Here is a 20,350-nt window from a genome sequence, read left to right on the forward strand (position 1 = left end):
AAAAGAATGCTAAACAATTGATTAATATAGATTAAATATATTCAGAGTTTGTTCATACTTGTTCATGTAAACTCACCTAAAATCACTCACTTTGCTACATATTTGCTACATATTTTGCCTATGGCTATCAAGAAAAAGATAACGAACAGCAGCATTAATGCACTTAAACCTGAAGATAAAAGACTAAATGACACCGAGATTTCAGGCTTTCATGCGCGTATCTCTCCAAAAGGTAGAGTGACCTACTTTTTGTATTATCGCCACAATGGAAGACAGCAGAATGTTAAGTTGGGTACACATCCAGAAATTACACCAGCACAAGCGCGAGACGCAGCAAAAATGGCTAGCGCCTCAATTGTGCAAGGTGTTGACCCACACGAAAATAAAAAAGAGCTAAAAGCACAAGAAAAGCTAGCAAGACTCACCACACTTCAAGCTTTTATCGAGTTAGAGTTTGAGAAATGGTACATAGCTAAATACCCCAAAACAGGCGAACGTGAGCTTAAGAATTTAAAGGTTAACTTTCCTACTCTACTTCCCATGCAATTACGCGATATTAACGCGTCTTTACTAGAAAAGTTACGAACTGAAATGCTCAATCAAAAGCGAAGCAATGCAACTATCAATAGGCGTTTCACCACTTTAAAATCTGTCTTAACAAGAGCGGTAGAATGGGAAGTGATCCCTAATCGTGATTTAAGAAAATTGAAACCGTTGAAAGAAGATAATAGCCGTGTTCGTTACTTAAGTTTTGATGAAGAAGCGCGCTTAAAAGAAACATTAAAAGCAAGAGATTTGAAAATAAAGCGTGAACGAGAAAGCGGCAACAAACATCGAGCAGAAAGAGGCTATCCACTTCTTCCAGACTTAAGTACGAGAACATTTGCAGACTATTTAGAACCGTTGGTCATTTTAGCAATGAATACTGGTATGCGAAGAGGTGAACTACTTTCACTTAGATGGCAAAACGTTAATTTAGACCGCGATGTTTTAACTATTGAAGCAGCAAATGCTAAAAGCGGAAAAGCTCGGCACATTCCACTTAACCAAAAAGCTAAGTCAGCGCTAACAAACTGGAAAAGCGACTGTGGCAGCTTACTGTGGGTTTTCGAGGGTAAGCCAGACCAGCCCCTAAGGGATATCAAGAAAGCTTGGTCTACGATCTTAGAGGAGGCGAAAATAAAAGATTTTCGTTTCCATGATCTACGCCATCATTTCGCTAGTAAGCTGGTAATGGCTGGTGTAGATTTAAACACTGTGAGAGAGCTATTGGGTCACGAGTCGTTGGAAATGACACTACGGTACGCACACTTAGCACCAGAGCATAAATCTAAAGCTGTTAATTTACTCTGAAAAAGGAAATGGAATTATGTCGATTAGGGAAATGGAAAAGAATTTACTAGCAGTATTAAATGACACGGATTTCGAGCATATAGAGCTAGCACTAAATGACACTAATATATTCAAAGCTCTGTCTATTGTAAGAGCCGAAATAAGACACTCTTCCTTTCTTGCCTTTTTACTAGATCCAAGCCAGTCACATGGTCTTGACGACAAATTTCTCAAAAAAGTACTACGCGATATATTTCTTAGTGAAAAAGTTTCCACTCGTACGAGCTTTGACGTTGATTACATGGGAACTAATAATGCGAAAATTTATAAAGAGTGGAAAAATATCGATATTCTCATTGAGTTAGATGACGATGTAATAGTAATCGAAAACAAGGTAGATGCTAAGGACTCTAAAAACCAACTTAAACTCTACAGAACCCGAGTAAACAATTCATTTCCTGATAAAAATAAACATTTCATCTATCTAACTCCGTTCGGTGAAGATCCTCTCGATGCAAGTGAATCAGAATACTACACAAACTACTCCTATGAAGCGATTACATCAATTTTAGAAGCAATCATCACTATAAGCGGTGATAGAGTAACGCCTAAATATAGGTATTTAATACAAGATTACATAAGCTCTGTTAGGAGAGAAGTCATTATGAACGATCAATTAAATGAAATGGCTTTAAAGCTATACTATGCGCACAAAGAAGCTTTTGATTTTATTCTGGAAAATAGGCCAGATAACATACAAACAGTGAATTCGGTAATAAGGCAAAAGCTCGAAAGCCTAGGTTTCAAAATGGGCAGCAGCTCAAAAACCTATGTTCGTTTTTCTACTGAGTCCTCTTATGAAGTAGTCCCTCGGAACACACCTGGTTGGAAAAACAAAGAGTTATTCTTATTCGAGGTAGTTATCACTGAAAAACGTTGTGTACTTAAAGCAGTTATAAGCCCTGGGGAAGATAACTTAGTATCATCATTATTACAGGAGTTAAAAGAAAACAAAGCAACCTCTCATTTGTACAAAAAACCACAGGGGAAGCAATGGAGAGTGTTTTACAGTAAGAATATAAATATTGGAGTAGATGACATTAGCTCTATTCAGCCTGAAGATCACGCCTCAGAAATCGCTGACACATTCGAAAAGCAGTTTAATAAATATAAGGATGATGTAATTGTTATCTGCGACGTTATTGAAGCCTTTTTTAAAGCTAGGTTTGCAAAACCTACTTACTAAAAGTTTTATACATCGAACACGTTTAGCTGGCAGTTTTTCTTTTTGATTTAAATGACTCAGAGTTTGTGCTTTAAAGCATAAAGTAGTAGCCACTGAACACTACTTTTAACTTTGCTTGAACATGAAAAAATTATTTATATATGAATTTCTATAGCCAAGTATAGATACAACAATTTTCTAGGGATCTATTCAAGCTATTCTTTAACAACCGCACTAATCAAGGATGAATTATGTTCAAATCTATTTTCACTCTTTCGCTACTTTTTATTTCAGCACCTTCACTAGGTAACTATGTTTTCGAGCCATCAAAATATAATTGTCAGGGCATTGAGAAACGTATCGACAATATCAATAGTAAAATGAGAGCTGGCTATAGTAGCCGAGAGGGCGAGCGCTTAAAAGAAGAACTGCGACAACTCAAAAAACAACGTAATAGCTGTAAGAGTAAGGGGTTCTCCGTCTCGTAAGTAATGTGAATTAAGGTTGCTCAAATACTATGCAAAAGCGTTACTACAGAATGCCCGAGCTCACTTATAAATTCAGCTTTGACAAGTACGACTTTCAATACCTGTGTGAAAACACCAACGTTCCCATAAACGCGTTTAGTTATGCGAGCTACTTCATTCTTGCTGAGAGAATCCCAAAAAGTCTTAAAAGAATTGTTCGAGGCGTTGTTAGTTATAACGGAATCGTTGAACTGTCTTTACACGACAAAAGCACTCTTTTAAAAAATAAATTAGTCGTTGTTCAAACAGTAACCTTGCACACAAAAAAAGGTATTCAGTTACTAGAATCGTGCTCTCGAGAACTACTTACCCAGTTGCTAAATGATAGATATGAGATTGACTACGCTTCCCGAATTGCTGATTTAGACCTTTCAAAGTGCGATGCCATTCTGATAAACGACACGAATAGAGATATGATACACGAACAAAATACGCCGCTACCGAAAGGAGTTACTATCGAGTTCGATGATTTAGTATTGAAGAACGAACTCGTTGAGTGGTGCAAATTGCAACTCGGCATTAACACTGGGAAGGCTAATGGCCGTGAACATTTGATGAAAGAACAAGTAAAAATATTACAAAAAGAATACCCCGAGCTTGGTGGTTCAAAGCTGTACCTCCGCATGCTCGAAAACTTTCAGCAAGAAAACGACACAACTGACCCTCTCAGCATTTTGATAGAAATGGATAGAGAGGAAATTATTTGGGGAAAGGCTGGCCAGCAAGAATACAGAATGTCTAAAAAGCGCTTTCTAAATCTTTTCGCAGAAGTAAAAAAATAGATTAATTTTTCCCGGCTAAGTTCCCGGGAAAAATGGGAAGATTAGGTTTGCCTTGTATTTATACGTAAAGCAAGGAAACTCAATGAACAAACAAACCCAAAGTAGAGCGCTAACTGAAAAAGAAGCCTCTCAGTATATCTGCATGAGCCGTTCTTTCTTGCGGCAAGCAAGAATGGACGGTAATCGTGAAAATCGCACACCAGCCCCACCCTTCATAAAAATTGGCCGAGCTGTTCGTTATCTTCGAGAAGACCTTGATGCTTGGCTAGAAAGCTTCGTGCGACGCACCCACCTTTATCAAGATGAAGGTGTAGCGTAATGAAGAAACTATCAATACACCAAATCGAATTGCTTACCTTCTTCTATAACGGCGGAATTGTTGAGTTTTGTACCAGTGTGAGCCCCAAGTTAGGGGATTATCACTTCCCTGCAGAAAAGCCGATAAAGTTTTCCAAGACGGTATTCTTTTCGTTAGTTCGTATCGGGTTATTAAAAGAAACCAAAGAGGAAATGGAGTTTGGCATTCGTTGGAGCAATTTCTCGATTTCTAAAAAGGGAATGAAGCTGCACAACGAATTGGAGGGTCGTTATGAAAACGCATAGAGAAACTCCAATCGCTCGTTCTCTTGACGAGCTTGATAAAATTAACGGTGATTTTTACCGTTCCCTATCAAGAGAAGATCGGCTGTTTGTAAAAGAAAGAATTTCTCATTTTAATGAATCTATTCAGCAAATACTTATCAACCAATATCAGACCTTTGGTAAGCCGTATAACGCTAATAGCTATTTGCGTGAAAAAACTGAAACACTTAATGCACTCATTCCAGAAAAGCTTATTCGTTATTTTAACGCGGGTGAATATGAACTAAGAGAACTTTCAGATGAGTGTTCGAAGCGCTGCGAACGTTTTGCGCTTTACACCTATCCACTAGAAAACCGTAACGTAACGGGCCAAAAACCCGTTAACGGGAATATGGCGCTTTACAACGAATGCGCTAAGTTCGTTAACGGATATGGTATTAACCCTCCAGAATTAAAGAAACCCGTTAACATTAACGGAGCAATCAAAAGAATGCAGGACAAATACTGGTGGCTTCGGAAGTTACGAAAAGTGCTGCGCCGTACAGAAGAGAAAGTGCAAATTCACTTAGGGCAGGTAAACAGTAGAAAAGGAAAATACTGTAGTGATAACACCGTAAAACTTCGTTTAATTCAAAAAGAGCTGCAAAGGCAAATGCTCGAAAATATCTTTATTGTTAACCAAAATAATGAGTCGTTTTCGCTTGCAGAAATATCAGATAAAAATGTATCTAACCCCGTTAATCGTAAAAATGAACTTATGACACGTATGGCTGGTTATGAAGAAATAGCCAAGGAACTTAACCACAAAGCCCTGTTTGTAACGATTACATGCCCTTCTCGCTTTCATAGTACTCATGCAAGCTCTGGAGATAGAAACGCTAAATGGGATGGATCAACGCCTTATGAAGCGCAGCAGTATTTAAACGATATGTGGGCTCTTGTCCGCGCTGACTTAAACCGTAAGGATATTAAGCTATATGGCTTCCGTATTGCCGAACCACAGCATGACGGAACACCTCATTGGCATATGCTTGTTTTCTTAGAGCAACACCAAACGAACGTGTTTAAAACTGTTATCGAGCACTATGCACTTAGAGAAGATGGTAATGAGGCAGGCGCTAAGAAATATCGTTGTGATTTTAAAGATATTGATTATTCAAGAGGCAGCGCAACAGGCTACATTGCTAAATACGTTAGCAAAAATGTTAATGGTGCAAACCTAGATAGCGATATTGACGGAGGCAATGCTATTGAAGCATCGCAGCGTGTAGAAGCATGGGCTAGCTGTTGGGGAATACGGCAGTTCCAGCAATTAGGTGCTGGCGCTGTTACTGTGTGGCGTGAACTAAGAAGACTTAAAGCGCTCTGCAACGAAAATGAACACTTCACTGACATTTTCGAAGCAGCAGATAATGGTAAATGGGCAGAATTCGTAAAACTTATGGGTGGTGTGTTTTGTAAGCGCAATGACCAAGCTATTCGCCCTCTTTATAAAGAAAAGCTTGATACAGAAACAGGTGAACTTAAACAAAGTTACTTTGATGGAGTGGTTTCAATTTCGCTTCGAGGAATAAAGTTAGGTGAAAAAGAAGTTATTACTAGAGTCCATGAATGGCGATTAGAAAAACGTGGAAATAGAGCCGCATAGCGGCTCAAATGCTTTTACTTGGAGTTCTGTAAATAAGTGTACCTGAATAACATTTACTGATAATGTTGAAACTATAATATTGTTATAAAAAGGATTTCAATGACAGCAGAGATAGCAGTTCTAAATAAATCAGCGGTAGCTCTCGCCGCCGACTCAGCAGTTACGATTAGTAACGGTAACGGCAACACTAAGATCTATAATGGTGCTGAAAAGTTATTTGCATTAACCAAATACCATCCTGTCGGCATAATGGTTTATGGTTCTGGAAGTCTTTGCAGGGTACCGTGGGAACTAGTTATAAAAGAATATAGAAAGCGACTAGGAAAATCGAGTTTTAGTACGCTAGATGCATACACTGAAGATTTTTTTAAATTCCTTGAACAGGAAGAACACCTAATCCCTAGAGACCTTAGAGACCACTTTCTCATAAACCATTGGATTTCTATATATTCAGATATTTGGGATGGTGTTAGAGAAAAAGCAGAGGTATACGTAGAGCAAAATGACGCCGTTCCTCCCGATGACGTTACCTATGAATTTTTGAATAATATATGTGACAACTTTATAGATTTACTCGAACGGGAAAATTTCTTACAAGAGTTTTCACAAACAGATGTCGACGAACTAGCTGTACAAACAGGTGATTTCGTAAACAGCCAGTTAACCGAGCAAAATATTGATCAAGATAGCGTTCCAAACCATATAAAATCTAAGATTGCTGTGTTGTTAGCATTAGCAACAGCCAAAGAAAACCCTTTGGGTTCAAATTCCGGAGTCGTTTTTGCAGGGTATGGAGACCAAGAGTTTTTTCCATCGGTTTTGACTTTTAACCTTAAAGGCTTTTGGGGGCAGAAATTAAGAAGAGCGCCAAATCCTCAAAAAAGTGCTGGCGGGGGAGAAAGCGGTATCGAGGCATATGCACAGGACGAGGAAGCATTGACTTTCATGCGAGGTATTAGTCCTGCTATTCAGAGTCATTATACGAATATTTACTTTGATGCGATGGATAAAATAATAAAGAAAGCTTTTGAAATTATTGATAAAAACGATGACGACTTAAAAAGAGAAAAAGAAAAAAGCGAACTGCTAGAAGCTGCAAGTCAAGAGTGGAGTCAAGCAAACTCAGTAGTTAATCAAATTATCCAAAATGACTATGTCGATCAGGTTGTTAACATGGTAGAGTTTTTACCTAAAGATGAGCTAGCATACATGGCCGAGTCTCTAGTTAATATGACGGCGTTTAAACGCAAGGTTACAAATGATAGCGAAACGGTTGGCGGACCTATCGATGTTGCTGTAATATCAAAAGGAGATGGTTTTGTTTGGATTAAACGAAAGCACTATTTCGAAAGCAGTTTAAATAGTCACTATTTCGAAAAGTTTTCAAAAGGGCAATAGCATGTCAGGTAGCAAACTGAACAATGAATTAAAGCTTAATCAATGGAAGGCGAAATTCTTGCCAAAAGAGGCAAGAAGAGCCTCCAAAGAAAAAGATTTAAGAAAAATCTTAAGGTCAGAGGGAGAGTCTGAAATGAGATTTTCAATGCAATAAGTTATTACATAAAAAAAGAGCCTAGAGGCTCTTTTTTTATGTCAGTTGAAATATCTGAGCAATTTAAGATTTAAATAACTGATAATTCCGACTCGCTTTATCTGCTACACATTTGCTACATATTTCAAAAAAGAGATTTTCAGGAAAATAGAATCGGGCTACAGGCCTTTAAAAATGGCACACCCGGCGCGATTCGAACGCGCGACCTTTGCCTCCGGAGGGCAACGCTCTATCCAGCTGAGCTACGGGTGCGTAGATTGATGTTTACAAAGATGAAAATACGCTAATAAACGCGTTCTGCAAACGGGGCGTAATGATACTTAGGCCATGGGCTGTCAGCAACTTTTTTATGTAAATCTTATGGCTGGGGTTATTACACATTATTAAAAATCCCTACTTTTTCTATGTAATTAGCCTCAAATAGTTGTTCAGCCCCAATTTACCGTTATAATCTGGCCAGTTATATTTTATACAAATTCATCATTGCCTGGAGACAGATGTGAAATTAAAGACTTGGTTAACTGTTGCTGCTACTGCGCTAACCGTTTTTGCAGCACAAGCACAAGAAATGAGTAACGATGAAATTGCTGATCGCATTAAGCCATCGGGTCAGGTTCACGTAGCAGGCGCAGCGCCAGCAGGTAACGCAGCTGCAGCTGGCGGTGCAAAGTCGGGTGAAGACGTTTACAACTCTGCATGTGTGGCATGTCACGCAGCAGGTGTACTTGGCGCACCTAAGCTTCAAGTAGCAGCCGACTGGCAACCACGCTTGGACGACCGTGGCCTTGACGGTGTATGGCAGAATGCCCTTAACGGTATCAACGCTATGCCAGCTCGTGGTACCTGCGGTAACTGTACCGACGAAGAAATTAAAGCAGCAATTGAGTACATGATTGAAGGTATCTAACGCCATCTAACATGCACTATGTTGCTTGAAAAAGTAGCGTTTCTCCAGCTAATCGGGTAATTTAGCTCGTTGGGGTAACGTTACTTTTTTTATATCGGCGAACGGAATGTCATCTGATTCAACGCAACATGAGTTGACTGAAGAGGAACTGAGGGAATTAATACCACAGCTTCAACAACTTACAGAAAAATATAAGCGCGCTGAACGTGTTCAAAAGGCGCTTTTTGATATTTCTGAGCTTGCCAGTTCTGTAAGTCATCTAAACCGCCTTTACTCTGCTATTCATGAAATTATTGGTGAATTCTTAAATGCCGATAATTTCTTTGTTGCTTTCTACGAACCTGAAAACAACATTGTCGATTTTGCTTACTTTGTTGACGAATTTGACGAACAGACGGTTCAGCAGTTACCCGCCGATCAGTTAATGGATGGCCTAACTGGTTACATTCTAAGAACGGGTAATCACCTTTTTTACAAACGCGAAGATGAAGAGCTTTTTGCTACAGAAAACAACGTTAAACTTGTAGGTTCGCAACCTTACGAGTTGTTAGGCGTTCCTTTAAAACGTGGCAGCCAGGTGATTGGTGCCATGGTAGTTCAAACCTACGATGAAGGTATTCACTACACGCAGGAAGACTTAGAAGTACTGCTATTCGTTTCGCAACATATTGTTACCACTGTTGACCGTGTAAAAAACCGAGAGCTTACAGAGCGCACCATTCGCGAGCGCACGCGTCAGCTGCGAAAGATAAATGACGACCTTCAAGAAGAAATTTTAGAGCGCCAGAAAGTAGAGTCGCTACAACAAGCATTGTTTGAAATATCGGAACTAGCCGCCACGCTTGAAGGCGACATGCGTACGTTTTATTCCAGCCTGCATGAAATTTTGGCGCGGCTGATAAGCGCACCCAACTGCTACATTGCTATTTTAGACAAAGAAAATAGCCTGCTTGAGTTCCCGTACTTTAGCGACAGCATGCAAGAAGAGGCTAAACCAAGACCACTTGGGCTTGGTTTAACAGAGCTTGTACTAAGAACTGGGCAAGCGGAACTACTAAACCCGCCGCGGGTATTAGAGCTGGCTGAACTAGGCGAAATTGACGTATCGGTTGCGCAAACCATGCTTAACAGCGCTAATTCTTGGCTTGGATCACCGCTTGTTGTTGACGGTGAAATTGCAGGTGTTATTGCTGTTCAAACGTACGGCAGACACGCGAAATACACGTCTAAAGACAAAGAGCTGCTTCGCTTTGTATCGCACCATATTGCAGTAGCGATAGAGCGCAAACGCAATACTGAGTCGATGCAGCGTTACAACATGCAGCTAGAAACACGCGTTACAGAGCGCACTGCAGAATTAGATCGCGCCAACAAGTTTCTAAAACAGCAAATTGAAGAGCGTAAAGAAATAGAGCTTAAGCTTATTCACGACGCTCACCACGACTCGCTAACCGACCTGCCTAATCGTGCAATGTTCACCAGCCGCTTAGAGCTAGCCATTGCCAGCAAGCAGCGCTATAGCGAAAACATGTTTGCCGTGCTGTTTATCGACTTAGACCGTTTCAAAGTAATTAACGACACACTAGGCCATCATGCTGGTGATGAATTCCTTATTGAAGTGGCACGTCGCATTACACTTTGTATTCGTGGCCATGACTTATTAGCAAGGTTAGGCGGTGATGAGTTTGTGGTGTTGCTTGATAACTTTGAAGATGCAGCCGATGTTAAAGAAGTCGCCGGCCGTATTATCAAATCAATCTCTGAACCTTTTTTGCTAGATGGTCGCGAAATGTATTCTGGCGCCAGTATTGGTATAGCGACTCTAGACACATATTACCGCAGCGCAGATGAAGTACTTCGAGATGCCGATGCAGCTATGTATCAAGCAAAAACGCTGGGACGCGGCCGTTTCGTTATGTTTGATAAAAGCATGCGCGACCGCCTAATTGAAGAGCTTGAATTAGAGAATGAATTTAGGCGAGCACTGCGTGAAGAAGAGTTCGACTACTTTTTACAGCCCGTTGTTAACATTCAAGACAACAGTACGCTGTACAAAGAGATGTATATTCGCTGGTCTCATCCTGCGTATGGCAAAATTGCGCGCGAGCAATTTAGGCAAGTGGCTGAACACAGTGGCCTTACGCTAGACTTAGACTTGTTTCAGCTGACTAAAGCGTGCGAACTACTAAAGCACTATGAAAACAGCGATGAAAAGATAAATAAAATTGCTGTAAATGTGTCGATAAACCATTTACTTCAGGCGTCGATGGTTAACCAGATGATAGACGTAATCGAAAAGGCTGAAATTACGCCAAGCCAACTGGTTTTCGAGTTTGATGAAAACGATTTAAATCGTCGTTCGCAGTTTATTTTGCCTGCCATTAAAAAGTTGAAACGCGCGGGCGTAACCCTGGTGCTTGATAACTTTGGTAGTGGATTGGCATCACTCAGTTACCTATTTGCTTACCCCTTCGACTTTATAAAAATTGACCATAGGTTTGTTAAGTCGTTACCACGTTCGCAGCGTAATTTGAAACTCATACAGTCTGTAATGCTTATTTCTGAGCATTTGAAATTTCAAGTAATTGCAGAAGGTGTAGATTCAAACGCACAGCTTGAAGCACTTAATGAAATTGAGTGTGTTTATGGCCAAGGTAAGGTATTAAAGCACGCAAAAGTGCTAGATATGACGCAACTTGCGAGCTAACTCCTCCGCCATAGCAATTATCCAGCCTGGCTCACAGTGTATGTAAGCACTCACAAGCGCTGCAAATGTAGAAGTAATAAATGGCCACGTTTATTTTTTACCCAGTATATCTCGTAGGTTCGCAATTCCCACTTGCGCTTTTTGCTGACGCTCTTCTTTTGTAGCTTTGGGCTTTTGATTTTCCCACTGTACGTCATCGGCTGGCAGTTCAAATAAAAAGCGACTTGGTTCGGGCTGTATGACTTCACCAAACTGTCTGCGCTCTTTCGCTAGGCTGAATATAAGTTCACGCTGCGCCCTGGTAATACCAACATAAGCAAGCCTTCGTTCTTCTTCTACATTGTCTTCATCTATGCTGCTTTGGTGCGGTAACAAGCCCTCTTCCATTCCTACAAGAAACACAATAGGAAACTCAAGCCCTTTAGACGCGTGTAACGTCATTAGCTGTACTTGGTCCCCTTCCCCATCGTCTTCACCGCGCTCCATCATATCGCGCAATATCAAACGATTTACTACTTCAGTGAGGGTCATTGGTTGGTCTAAGTCATTGCCTTCTAGCATGTCATTCACCCAACCAAACAAGGTGCTTACATTCGCCATAGCCATTTCAGCCGCCTTTGGGCTTGCGCTAGTTTCGTAAAGCCACTCCTCATAGCCCATGGTGCGTATCATAGAGCGTACAGCGTCTACAGTATTTCCACGCTGTGCATTGTCAGACAACTCAACTACCCAGCGTGAAAACGTAGATACGGCGTGAAAGGCTTTTTCAGGCAGTACGCTGTTTAAGTTTGGGTGCGTGGCAGCTTCGAACATAGACACACCCAGCGAGTTAGCAAAATTACCTAGCTTCTCTAACGTAGCACGTCCAATACCGCGCCCTGGCGTATTGATAATACGCAACAAGGCGTTATCGTCGTCTTGGTTCACCAACAAGCGCAAATACGCCATGATGTCCTTCACTTCCGCACGACCGAAAAAGCTCATTCCACCACTTATTTTGTAGGGAATGCGGTTGCTCATAAGCAGTTTTTCAAAAATACGGCTTTGGTGATTACCGCGATACAAAATGGCGTAGTCTTTAAACTGAGTGCGATTCATAAACTTATGCGCCAACAATTCAGCCACTACCCGCTCGCCTTCATGTTCTTCATTCTTGGCTTCAATGACTTTAAGCGGTTCACCGTATTGCAGTTCAGAAAAAAGCGTTTTGTCGAACAAATGCGGGTTGTTTTGAATAAGAATGTTTGCGCAATGCAGTATGCGGCCTGAAGAACGGTAATTTTGTTGAAGCTTAATTACGTTCAAGCGCGGGAAGTCTTGCTGAAGCAAATGCAGGTTTTGTGGTTTTGCGCCACGCCATGAATAAATAGACTGGTCGTCGTCGCCTACCACGGTAAAGCGTGCACGTTCACCCACCAGCAGTTTAACTAGCTCGTACTGACTGGTATTGGTGTCTTGATATTCATCTACTAGCAAATAGCGAATTTTGCTTTGCCACTTCGCGCGAGCTTCTTCGTTGTGCTTCAGCAACAGTGTGGGCAATAAAATAAGGTCGTCGAAATCAAGCGCATTATACGCTTTTAGGTTGTCTTGGTAGCGTTTATACGCTTCGGCAAATTCACGCTCGCCTGTACTGTTTGCCTGCTTTAAAAGCGCATCTGGAAGAATAAGATCGTTCTTCCAGTTAGATATGCAGCTTTGCAATAGTTGGAGCTGATCTTTATCGCCATCGATGGTATCGGTGGTAAGGTCGTTCAACAGCGCCGTTGAGTCTTTATCATCAAATAATGAAAAGCCGGGCTTTAAGCCAAGGTCTTTCACGTGCGCTTTAATAATATTTAACCCTAAGGTGTGAAAGGTAGAAACTTTTAGACCGCGGGCCTCTGGTTTTCCTAGCGTTTGCGCCACACGCTCTTTCATTTCACGCGCCGCTTTATTGGTAAAGGTTACCGCAGCAATGTAGCGCGCTGGCATGTCGCAGTTTCTAACTAAATGTGCAATCTTGTTGGTGATAACTCGTGTTTTACCACTTCCAGCACCTGCTAATACCAAGCATGGGCCTGATACAAAAGTGACGGCAGATTCTTGAGCTTCATTTAGTTTCATTGGGTTCCTAAAACAACGTACATATTGGCCTACACACGGTTTTCATTGCATGTCGTGTCGATACCGATAGAATAGCTTTTATCTTGAGCCGCGCATTATAAGGGAATTCCATGTTGGATCCGAAGAAACTCGAAGAATTAGCAAAACAAATTGCCGACGCCATTCCTCCTGGCGTAAAAAATATGGCCGAAGAAGTAGAAGGCCGCGCCAAAACGGTACTGCAGTCGCAGCTATCAAAACTAGACCTAGTAACGCGCGAAGAGTTTGATATTCAAAGCCAAGTACTTATTCGCACCCGCGAAAAGCTTGATGCCATGGAAAGCCGCATTTCTGAACTAGAAGCAAAGCTAGAAGAGAAGTAAGGCTATTCCCTGAGCACGATGTACGAAATTTCTAAAAGAATTATGAGAGGCGCCTTTTAGGCGCTTTTTTTTATGACTATAAGTGGTTTAAAAAATACTTCTTTATCAGCCCCTTTATTAAGAGCCATTTAGACAAGAACATCTAAACCTTTCTGTGCAACCAAATTTAGAAGCTTCAAGGAAGTACCTCTTGGCGTTTTAGCGCCTTGTTCCCACTGCTTAATCGTTGAAGGAGTTGTATTTAAATAAGCAGCAAAAACAGCCTGACTAACCTTTGCACTTTCTCGGATGGCTTTAATGCGTGCTGCGTCGTAGTACTCGATCTCTGGTAAACATAAAGCATCAAACTGATGCATTGTTTGAACGTCCATTACACCGGCTTTTTTTAAGTTTCTCGCGGTGCTGTGAACAACATCTAAAATCTCGCTTTTCACGTTATTTCGCCTCCTCAATAACACCGGTATTTATTGCTTTATCTAACTGCTCATTGTTGTAGTTTAAAAGCTTCTTCGCTAACAGCTTCAATGCTTTTAACTCTTTATGGCTGATATTTGTGCGTACATTTTTAGAAAAGCCATATATAAAAAACACGTCTTCATTTTGTTTAAAAGCAAGAATTGTTCGCGCGCTACTGCTTTTACCCCTTTGCTTGAACGGCACTCTTTTCTTAAACACGTTGCCGCCAAGGTCGGCTTCAACAAGCCCAGGCTTAATTTCTTCAACAGCAGCTTTTAATAGCACATCTGTTAAACCTTCCTCAATAGCCCACTTTGAGAACCACTTGGTTTTAAATACGCGCATAGCATCCGTTCCAGCTTTAAAAGTATAACACTTAGTAGCATAGAACACATAACAAGACTGACGATGATGTGATCAAGTACCCTTCTGGAATTCAGTGTTCATATAGGAAGGGTAAAGAAAAAAGCTTTAGCTTCAAGAGTACCTTGGTACAGCTACACCAAGTAAAAATGAAGTGCAGTACCTATGGTGATAGCTAAGCCAACATAATGATTTTCAAGAAAGGCGGTAAAGCACCCTTCACGTTGTCTGCGCTTGATAAGCTGGTATTGACGTACGCACAAAAGCGCCGAAAAGGCGATAGCCGCGTAGTAAGGCCATGTGGCGTTTATGGCAACGCCTATGCAGGCCAATATACCAAGCGCCAGCGCTTGAAGCGACATAACAATAAGCACATCGTTTTTACCAAACAATATAGCGGTAGACTTCACGCCTATTTGAAGGTCGTCGTCGCGGTCTACCATGGCATACATAGTGTCGTAAGCGACCGTCCATAGAAGATTAGCAACAAACAGCAACCATGCATAAGTAGGCACAGTTTCTAGCACAGCCATAAAGGCCATGGGTATTGCCCAGCCAAATGCGGCACCTAACACCACCTGCGGTAAATGCGTATAACGCTTCATAAAGGGGTAAGACGATGCCAGCAGTAAAGCCACTACCGACAAAGCAATAGTTTGCCAGTTTAGAAATAACACCAACACAAACGCCATGGCAATGAGAGCCGCGAAAAGTTGAAGTGCCTGCTTGGCAGTTACTTCACCGGTAGCTAGTGGGCGCTGAGCGGTGCGCCTTACGCTACCGTCTACTTTCCTGTCGGCATAGTCGTTAATTACACAGCCCGCTGAACGCATAACAATTACGCCGGCAACAAAAATGATGCTGATATCTAAAGGTGGAAAGCCTTGCCCCGCCATAAGCAGTGCCCATAGTGTTGGCCATAGTAATAAATAAATACCTACCGGCTTATCTAAACGCATTAGGCGTGCATAGGCGTTCCACTGTGGCGACTTCATAATAGGTTCTCGCTGCTTGGCATTGTGCTATAGGCTGGTGAATTAGGTAGAAACACCTCTGCCACTATCATGCTGTGATTATCTAAAGTAAAGCGGGAGCGTCGTCCCCACAACATACTTTCTTTTCTTTGCGTTTGCGCATATCCCAATAGGCTTGCAGGCATTGAGGTAATTTCAAAGTCGGAGCGTTTAAAACGGGCATCGTTGAATAACCGTTTACCCAATGGTTCTTTGCCTAAATTGGAAAGCTCTGCATCTATAATAGCTTGAGGAATAACAGAACGAGCAAACACCCAAGGCTGGCCGTTATTGCACAATAAGATTTCACGGATCTGATACGACTTTTCATTAACGCAGTCATCACACACACTGTTGTTACATTCAAGCAACTGTAGTTCACTGTTGTGTGGCATTAAGGCTTTTTGCCCTAATAGTTCTAGTGAAAATTTACTGCTTAATGCCTGCACGCGTTCAGTTAGCGACCCTGTATCTAACAGCCAATTTTTTAAATGTGCATTACCGACAGGAAGTTGTTCTGGCGATTGCCATTGTACATCTAGCCCTACAGGAAAGGCGGCGTTAAAACTCACGTGAAAAGCTCGTATTATTAAACTGTTAATATCATATCATGGTTTTTTTTCGGTATCTTTGCGCGTTGCTATTTAAGCGGTGTGTATTTTCATAGGCTACTACTTTTACACTAGTGCGTTTGAACTGAGTTTTGCTACACTACTCTGTAGATTCCATATTCTTATTAGGTAACTGGTTTTCACCATGCTTAAGACTTTATTAACACGCGGTTTTGTTGTTCTTTGTTTCGTTTTTTCTGGCGTTCATGCAGTACATGCACAAGAAAAAGCAAACTATGCTTACATTGGTTTAGAGCCAGAAATTGTTACTAACTACATTAGTGAAAGCGCAAGAAAGCTTGGCTATGTGCGTGTTTCTGTTGAGCTAATGATGGATGTTAGTCAATTGGAGATTGCCGAGCACCACATGCCGCTGTTGCGAGCGACGGCCATTGAAATATTTGGGCAACAGCCCTCGGAAAAAGTGAAGTCGCTTACAGGGCGTGAGGACATTCGCCGCGCTATTTTAAAAGCACTTCAAGATCACATGAAGCAAGAAACTGGTGCTGAAGTTATTAAGAACGTTATTTTCACCAAGTATTTATATCAAGGCGATTAAGCCTTAAATAAGCTTTTAGCTTATGCACTTTCAAAAGCGAGGTTTTACCTCGCTTTTTTTGACCCTAAGCTGAGCAGAGCCGCAAATAAACACCCAGAGACTAACCCTGCCGTATGTGCTGCATTGGCCATGTTTACCCACAAAATGTCGGCATAACCAAGCACAAGCCACACTAACATAAAGCCGACAATAGAATTAGGAAGCGACACCCCCCAACTTGGGCGCAACCACCCGCACCACCATACAAAACCCATTACGGCATATACCACTCCAGACAAACCACCGAATAATAGTAGGTTGCCCTGAACAGGTTGAGTAAAGAACGACTGCGCCACATTCGACACAATGGCAGACACCATAAACACAATAAACAACATACTAACGCCAAAGGTGCGCTCTATTTTAGCGCCCAACATACTCCACCATAGAAGATTAAAGATAATATGTAGTGCCGAGAAGTGAATAAAAGCGGGCCCAAGCAAACGCCACCATTCATTGGTTTGTGCAACTGTGCCCAATGGCTGCATGAGTAGTTGCTGTGCAATAGGGCCAAACAACCCTAAAAACGAAAGAACGTAGACAACAACGCAAAGTAAAAATACAGCCGACGTAAACGGCGCTTTAATAGCATCGCTAACTACGTTTTGAATAGAAAAGGCTGATTCGGATGGCGCTAAGTCAACATTCTGCCCTTTATCCCACGCTGCTTGTTGATATTTAGGGTGCTGTGGATTTTCTAAAAAATCTTCTGCAATTTGCTGTGCCTGCTGGATGTGTTCAGCGCTTGCCAACACTACAATAAACTCATTACTTTGGCTGCTGCTTGTTACTGAGGCGGGCAAACCTTGACTGGTTAAGTAGTTGGCCAGCAGATGCGCTGCGCTTTGTTGATTGAAGGCGATAAGCGGTTGACCCATGAACGGTACATACCTTTTTTATAACGAGTGAATTTGAAGTGTAATAGAAGTTACTTCTACATAAAAATAAAGGTGCGTTCAAAGCACCTTTATTTTGCGTTTAGCTGGCACTGTTCTTGTGCCTAATTAAACTTTTTATTCAGTTACCACGGGATTTGCTTGTCGCCACGCTTCAAAACCACCATCCATGCTGTAAACGGTTTCAAAACCTTGCTGAGCAATGACCTGTGCAGCTTGCTGGCTACTAACGCCGTGATAGCACACTACCACTACAGGGGTATTTTTAGGTGCTTGCTCGACAAACGCAGCGAAGTTGTCGTTATTAAGCGGCGCAGCATTTGGCATATGGCCGTTTGCAAAAGACTGCGGGTCGCGAATATCTACAATAGTAACTTCGCCTTCAAAGCTTGCTACGTCTTGCACGCTAATGTGTGAGAATGTTGTCATTATTGCCAGTCCAGAATTACTTTACCTGATTGCCCAGACCCCATGGTATCAAACCCTTTTTGATAATCATCAATAGAAAAGGTGTGAGTAATGATAGGCGATAAATCTAAGCCGCTCTGTAGCAAGCTTGCCATTTTATACCAGGTTTCAAACATTTCACGACCGTAAATACCTTTGATCACAAGGCCTTTGAATATCACTTGGTTCCAATCAATAGCAACGTCTTGCGGAGGAATGCCCAGCATTGCTACTTTGCCGCCGTGGTTCATTTTGTTAAGCATATCGCGAAGTGCCACTGGCACACCCGACATTTCTAAACCAACGTCGAAACCCTCGGTCATTCCAAGCTCGTTCATGACGTCTTTTAGATCTTCTTTGCTAACATCTACCGCACGTGTAGCACCCATTTTCTTAGCTAGTTCTAAACGGTATGGGTTTATGTCGGTTACAACCACATGTCGGGCACCTACGTGCTTCGCCACCGCTGCAGCCATAATACCAATAGGGCCAGCGCCAGTGATAAGTACGTCTTCACCCACTAAGTCAAAACTTAGTGCCGTATGCACCGCGTTGCCAAATGGGTCGAAAATAGATGCTAATTCATCACTGATATTGTCGGGTATTTTAAAGGCGTTGAATGCAGGAATAACTAAATATTCAGCAAAAGCACCCGGACGATTTACACCTACACCTTCTGTGTTACGGCACAAATGAACACGACCCGCGCGACAGTTTCGGCAATGTCCGCAAGTAATATGACCTTCACCAGATACCCGATCGCCTACTTTGAAGCCTTTTACTTCCTGGCCCATGCCAACTACTTCGCCTACATACTCGTGACCTACAACCATGGGTACCGGAATGGTTTTTTGTGACCACTCGTCCCAGTTGTAAATATGCATGTCGGTGCCGCAAATAGCGGTCTTGCGAATTTTTATTAGCAGGTCATTATGCCCTACTTCCGGCTTTGGCGTATCTTGTAGCCAAATGCCTTTTTCGGCCTTGGCTTTTACCAACGACTTCATGAAATAACTCCCATTTCACGACCTACTTCAATGAATGCATCGATGGCTTTGTCAACGTGCTCAAGCGAGTGCCCTGCAGACATTTGCGTGCGGATACGTGCCTGACCTTTTGGAACCACTGGGTAAGAAAAGCCAATAACGTAAATGCCTTTTTCCAGTAGCTTATCTGCCATCTCGCTTGCTAAACGCGCATCGCCTAACATCACAGGAATAATAGCGTGATCTTTACCCGCTAGTGTAAAGCCAGCCTCTTCCATACGGGTACGGAAGTGATTAGCGTTGCGCCAAAGCTGTGCACGTAACGCGTCACCGTCTTTCATCATTTCAAACACTTTAATTGACGCAGACACAATAGGTGGCGCAACAGAGTTTGAGAAGAGGTATGGACGTGAGCGCTGACGCAGCCATTCAACCACTTCTTTTTTACCTGACGTATAACCGCCAGACGCGCCGCCAAGTGCTTTACCCAGCGTACCAGTGATAATATCTACACGCCCCATTACACCACAATATTCGTGGCTTCCGCGGCCATTTTCGCCTAAGAATCCAGTAGCATGGCAATCGTCTACCATTACCATGGCATCGTACTTGTCAGCTAGGTCGCAAATAGAGGCAAGGTCGGCAATAACACCGTCCATTGAGAATACGCCATCTGTTGCAATAATTTTGAAGCGGGCACCGTCTGCATTGGCTTGCTTAAGCTGCTCTTCTAGCGCAACCATATCGTTATTGGCATAGCGATAGCGTTTTGCCTTAGATAAGCGCACCCCGTCGATGATGCTGGCATGGTTAAGCGCATCAGAAATAATGGCATCTTCCGGACCAAGCAAGGTTTCGAATAAACCGCCGTTAGCGTCAAAGCACGATGGATACAAAATGGTGTCTTCAGTGCCAAGGAAATCACTGATTGATGACTCCAGCTCTTTGTGAATGTCTTGCGTGCCGCAGATGAAACGCACTGATGCAACACCAAAGCCGTGGCTGTCTAAGCCCTGTTTGGCTGCGTCAATTAAACTGTCGTTATTGGCTAAACCAAGATAGTTGTTTGCGCAAAAATTAATAACGTGGTCGCCATTGGACACACCAATATCTGCTTGTTGTTGAGACGTAATAACACGCTCTTTTTTGTACAAACCATCTTGTTTAGTGGCTTCAATTTGCGATTGCAAATGCGTAATAAATGCCGCAGACATGCCATTCTCCGAGTGTAGGTGTAAAACAAGTATTTT

General features: G+C 42.1%; 22 protein-coding genes and 1 tRNA gene. 13 read left to right on the forward strand and 10 right to left on the reverse strand.

Annotation, left to right across the window (positions count from 1 at the left end):
* Positions 1–120 precede the first annotated feature (120 nt).
* The 9 genes from V7R35_RS10165 to V7R35_RS10205 all read left to right on the forward strand — a co-directional run bounded on the left by V7R35_RS10165 (position 121) and on the right by V7R35_RS10205 (position 7,648).
* Positions 121–1,353, forward strand: coding sequence for a site-specific integrase (locus tag V7R35_RS10165; RefSeq protein WP_334014687.1), 1,233 nt, complete (start codon positions 121–123; stop codon positions 1,351–1,353).
* 16 nt (positions 1,354–1,369) lie between these two features.
* Positions 1,370–2,578 carry a PDDEXK-like family protein gene (locus V7R35_RS10170; RefSeq protein WP_334014688.1) on the forward strand — a complete coding sequence of 403 codons (1,209 nt, stop codon included), beginning with the start codon at positions 1,370–1,372 and terminating at the stop codon, positions 2,576–2,578.
* Positions 2,579–2,808: 230 nt separating this feature from the next.
* Positions 2,809–3,045 carry a hypothetical protein gene (locus V7R35_RS10175; protein WP_334014689.1) on the forward strand — a complete coding sequence of 79 codons (237 nt, stop codon included), beginning with the start codon at positions 2,809–2,811 and terminating at the stop codon, positions 3,043–3,045.
* A gap of 293 nt (positions 3,046–3,338) precedes the next feature.
* Positions 3,339–3,866 carry a hypothetical protein gene (locus tag V7R35_RS10180; protein WP_334014690.1) on the forward strand — a complete coding sequence of 176 codons (528 nt, stop codon included), beginning with the start codon at positions 3,339–3,341 and terminating at the stop codon, positions 3,864–3,866.
* Between the two features lie 82 nt (positions 3,867–3,948).
* The gene (locus tag V7R35_RS10185) at positions 3,949–4,185 is read left to right on the forward strand and encodes a helix-turn-helix transcriptional regulator (RefSeq protein ID WP_334014692.1); all 237 of its coding nucleotides are present in this window, start codon (positions 3,949–3,951) and stop codon (positions 4,183–4,185) included.
* Complete coding sequence (locus V7R35_RS10190; RefSeq protein WP_334014693.1) at positions 4,185–4,469, forward strand: hypothetical protein; 285 nt, start codon at positions 4,185–4,187, stop codon at positions 4,467–4,469. The genes V7R35_RS10185 and V7R35_RS10190 overlap by 1 nt, the downstream gene beginning before the upstream one ends.
* On the forward strand, positions 4,456–6,096 hold the full coding sequence (locus V7R35_RS10195) for a replication endonuclease (protein ID WP_334014694.1): 1,641 nt from the start codon (positions 4,456–4,458) through the stop codon (positions 6,094–6,096). Before V7R35_RS10190 ends, V7R35_RS10195 begins: the two co-directional genes overlap by 14 nt.
* 99 nt (positions 6,097–6,195) lie before the next feature.
* A complete protein-coding gene (locus V7R35_RS10200; protein ID WP_334014695.1) occupies positions 6,196–7,494 on the forward strand; it encodes a hypothetical protein in 1,299 nt (432 codons plus the stop codon).
* Position 7,495: 1 nt separating this feature from the next.
* On the forward strand, positions 7,496–7,648 hold the full coding sequence (locus tag V7R35_RS10205) for a hypothetical protein (protein WP_334014696.1): 153 nt from the start codon (positions 7,496–7,498) through the stop codon (positions 7,646–7,648).
* Positions 7,649–7,823: 175 nt separating this feature from the next.
* Here V7R35_RS10205 and V7R35_RS10210 read toward each other — a convergent pair.
* Positions 7,824–7,900, reverse strand: a tRNA-Arg gene (locus V7R35_RS10210).
* Between the two features lie 247 nt (positions 7,901–8,147).
* Between V7R35_RS10210 and V7R35_RS10215 the strand changes: the two genes are divergently transcribed.
* Together V7R35_RS10215 and V7R35_RS10220 are read left to right on the forward strand one after the other, a co-directional pair.
* Positions 8,148–8,555, forward strand: coding sequence for a c-type cytochrome (locus tag V7R35_RS10215; RefSeq protein WP_334014697.1), 408 nt, complete (start codon positions 8,148–8,150; stop codon positions 8,553–8,555).
* 106 nt (positions 8,556–8,661) lie between these two features.
* A complete protein-coding gene (locus tag V7R35_RS10220; protein ID WP_334014698.1) occupies positions 8,662–11,262 on the forward strand; it encodes a sensor domain-containing phosphodiesterase in 2,601 nt (866 codons plus the stop codon).
* Positions 11,263–11,352: 90 nt separating this feature from the next.
* On the opposite strand, the gene rep is transcribed toward V7R35_RS10220, so the two are convergent.
* Positions 11,353–13,368 (reverse strand): DNA helicase Rep, encoded by a 2,016-nt coding sequence (gene rep, locus V7R35_RS10225; protein ID WP_334014699.1) that lies wholly within the window; start codon positions 13,366–13,368, stop codon positions 11,353–11,355.
* A 110-nt stretch (positions 13,369–13,478) separates the two neighbouring features.
* Between rep and ubiK the strand changes: the two genes are divergently transcribed.
* On the forward strand, positions 13,479–13,730 hold the full coding sequence (ubiK, locus tag V7R35_RS10230; RefSeq protein WP_334014700.1) for a ubiquinone biosynthesis accessory factor UbiK: 252 nt from the start codon (positions 13,479–13,481) through the stop codon (positions 13,728–13,730).
* Between the two features lie 128 nt (positions 13,731–13,858).
* On the opposite strand, the gene V7R35_RS10235 is transcribed toward ubiK, so the two are convergent.
* From V7R35_RS10235 to V7R35_RS10250, 4 genes are all read right to left on the reverse strand, one after another.
* Complete coding sequence (locus V7R35_RS10235; protein ID WP_334014701.1) at positions 13,859–14,164, reverse strand: helix-turn-helix domain-containing protein; 306 nt, start codon at positions 14,162–14,164, stop codon at positions 13,859–13,861.
* Between the two features lies 1 nt (position 14,165).
* Positions 14,166–14,531 (reverse strand): type II toxin-antitoxin system RelE/ParE family toxin, encoded by a 366-nt coding sequence (locus V7R35_RS10240; protein ID WP_334014702.1) that lies wholly within the window; start codon positions 14,529–14,531, stop codon positions 14,166–14,168.
* Positions 14,532–14,683: 152 nt separating this feature from the next.
* Positions 14,684–15,544: a 4-hydroxybenzoate octaprenyltransferase gene (gene ubiA / locus V7R35_RS10245; RefSeq protein WP_334014703.1), complete on the reverse strand. Its 861-nt coding sequence runs from the start codon at positions 15,542–15,544 to the stop codon at positions 14,684–14,686.
* Complete coding sequence (locus V7R35_RS10250) at positions 15,541–16,134, reverse strand: chorismate--pyruvate lyase family protein (protein ID WP_334014704.1); 594 nt, start codon at positions 16,132–16,134, stop codon at positions 15,541–15,543. The genes ubiA and V7R35_RS10250 overlap by 4 nt, the downstream gene beginning before the upstream one ends.
* Before the next feature lie 184 nt (positions 16,135–16,318).
* Between V7R35_RS10250 and V7R35_RS10255 the strand changes: the two genes are divergently transcribed.
* Complete coding sequence (locus V7R35_RS10255; RefSeq protein ID WP_334014705.1) at positions 16,319–16,732, forward strand: flagellar basal body-associated protein FliL; 414 nt, start codon at positions 16,319–16,321, stop codon at positions 16,730–16,732.
* A 44-nt stretch (positions 16,733–16,776) separates the two neighbouring features.
* On the opposite strand, the gene glpG is transcribed toward V7R35_RS10255, so the two are convergent.
* The 4 genes from glpG to V7R35_RS10275 form a co-directional block, all read right to left on the reverse strand.
* Positions 16,777–17,649: a rhomboid family intramembrane serine protease GlpG gene (glpG, locus tag V7R35_RS10260; RefSeq protein ID WP_334014706.1), complete on the reverse strand. Its 873-nt coding sequence runs from the start codon at positions 17,647–17,649 to the stop codon at positions 16,777–16,779.
* 135 nt (positions 17,650–17,784) lie between these two features.
* A complete protein-coding gene (glpE, locus tag V7R35_RS10265; RefSeq protein WP_334014707.1) occupies positions 17,785–18,096 on the reverse strand; it encodes a thiosulfate sulfurtransferase GlpE in 312 nt (103 codons plus the stop codon).
* Positions 18,096–19,121 carry an L-threonine 3-dehydrogenase gene (gene tdh, locus V7R35_RS10270; protein ID WP_334014708.1) on the reverse strand — a complete coding sequence of 342 codons (1,026 nt, stop codon included), beginning with the start codon at positions 19,119–19,121 and terminating at the stop codon, positions 18,096–18,098. Before tdh ends, glpE begins: the two co-directional genes overlap by 1 nt.
* Positions 19,118–20,314: a glycine C-acetyltransferase gene (locus V7R35_RS10275; protein ID WP_334014709.1), complete on the reverse strand. Its 1,197-nt coding sequence runs from the start codon at positions 20,312–20,314 to the stop codon at positions 19,118–19,120. The genes tdh and V7R35_RS10275 overlap by 4 nt, the downstream gene beginning before the upstream one ends.
* Positions 20,315–20,350: the final 36 nt, after the last annotated feature.

Source organism: Alteromonas sp. S167, assembly GCF_036864375.1.
Lineage (GTDB): Bacteria > Pseudomonadota > Gammaproteobacteria > Enterobacterales > Alteromonadaceae > Alteromonas.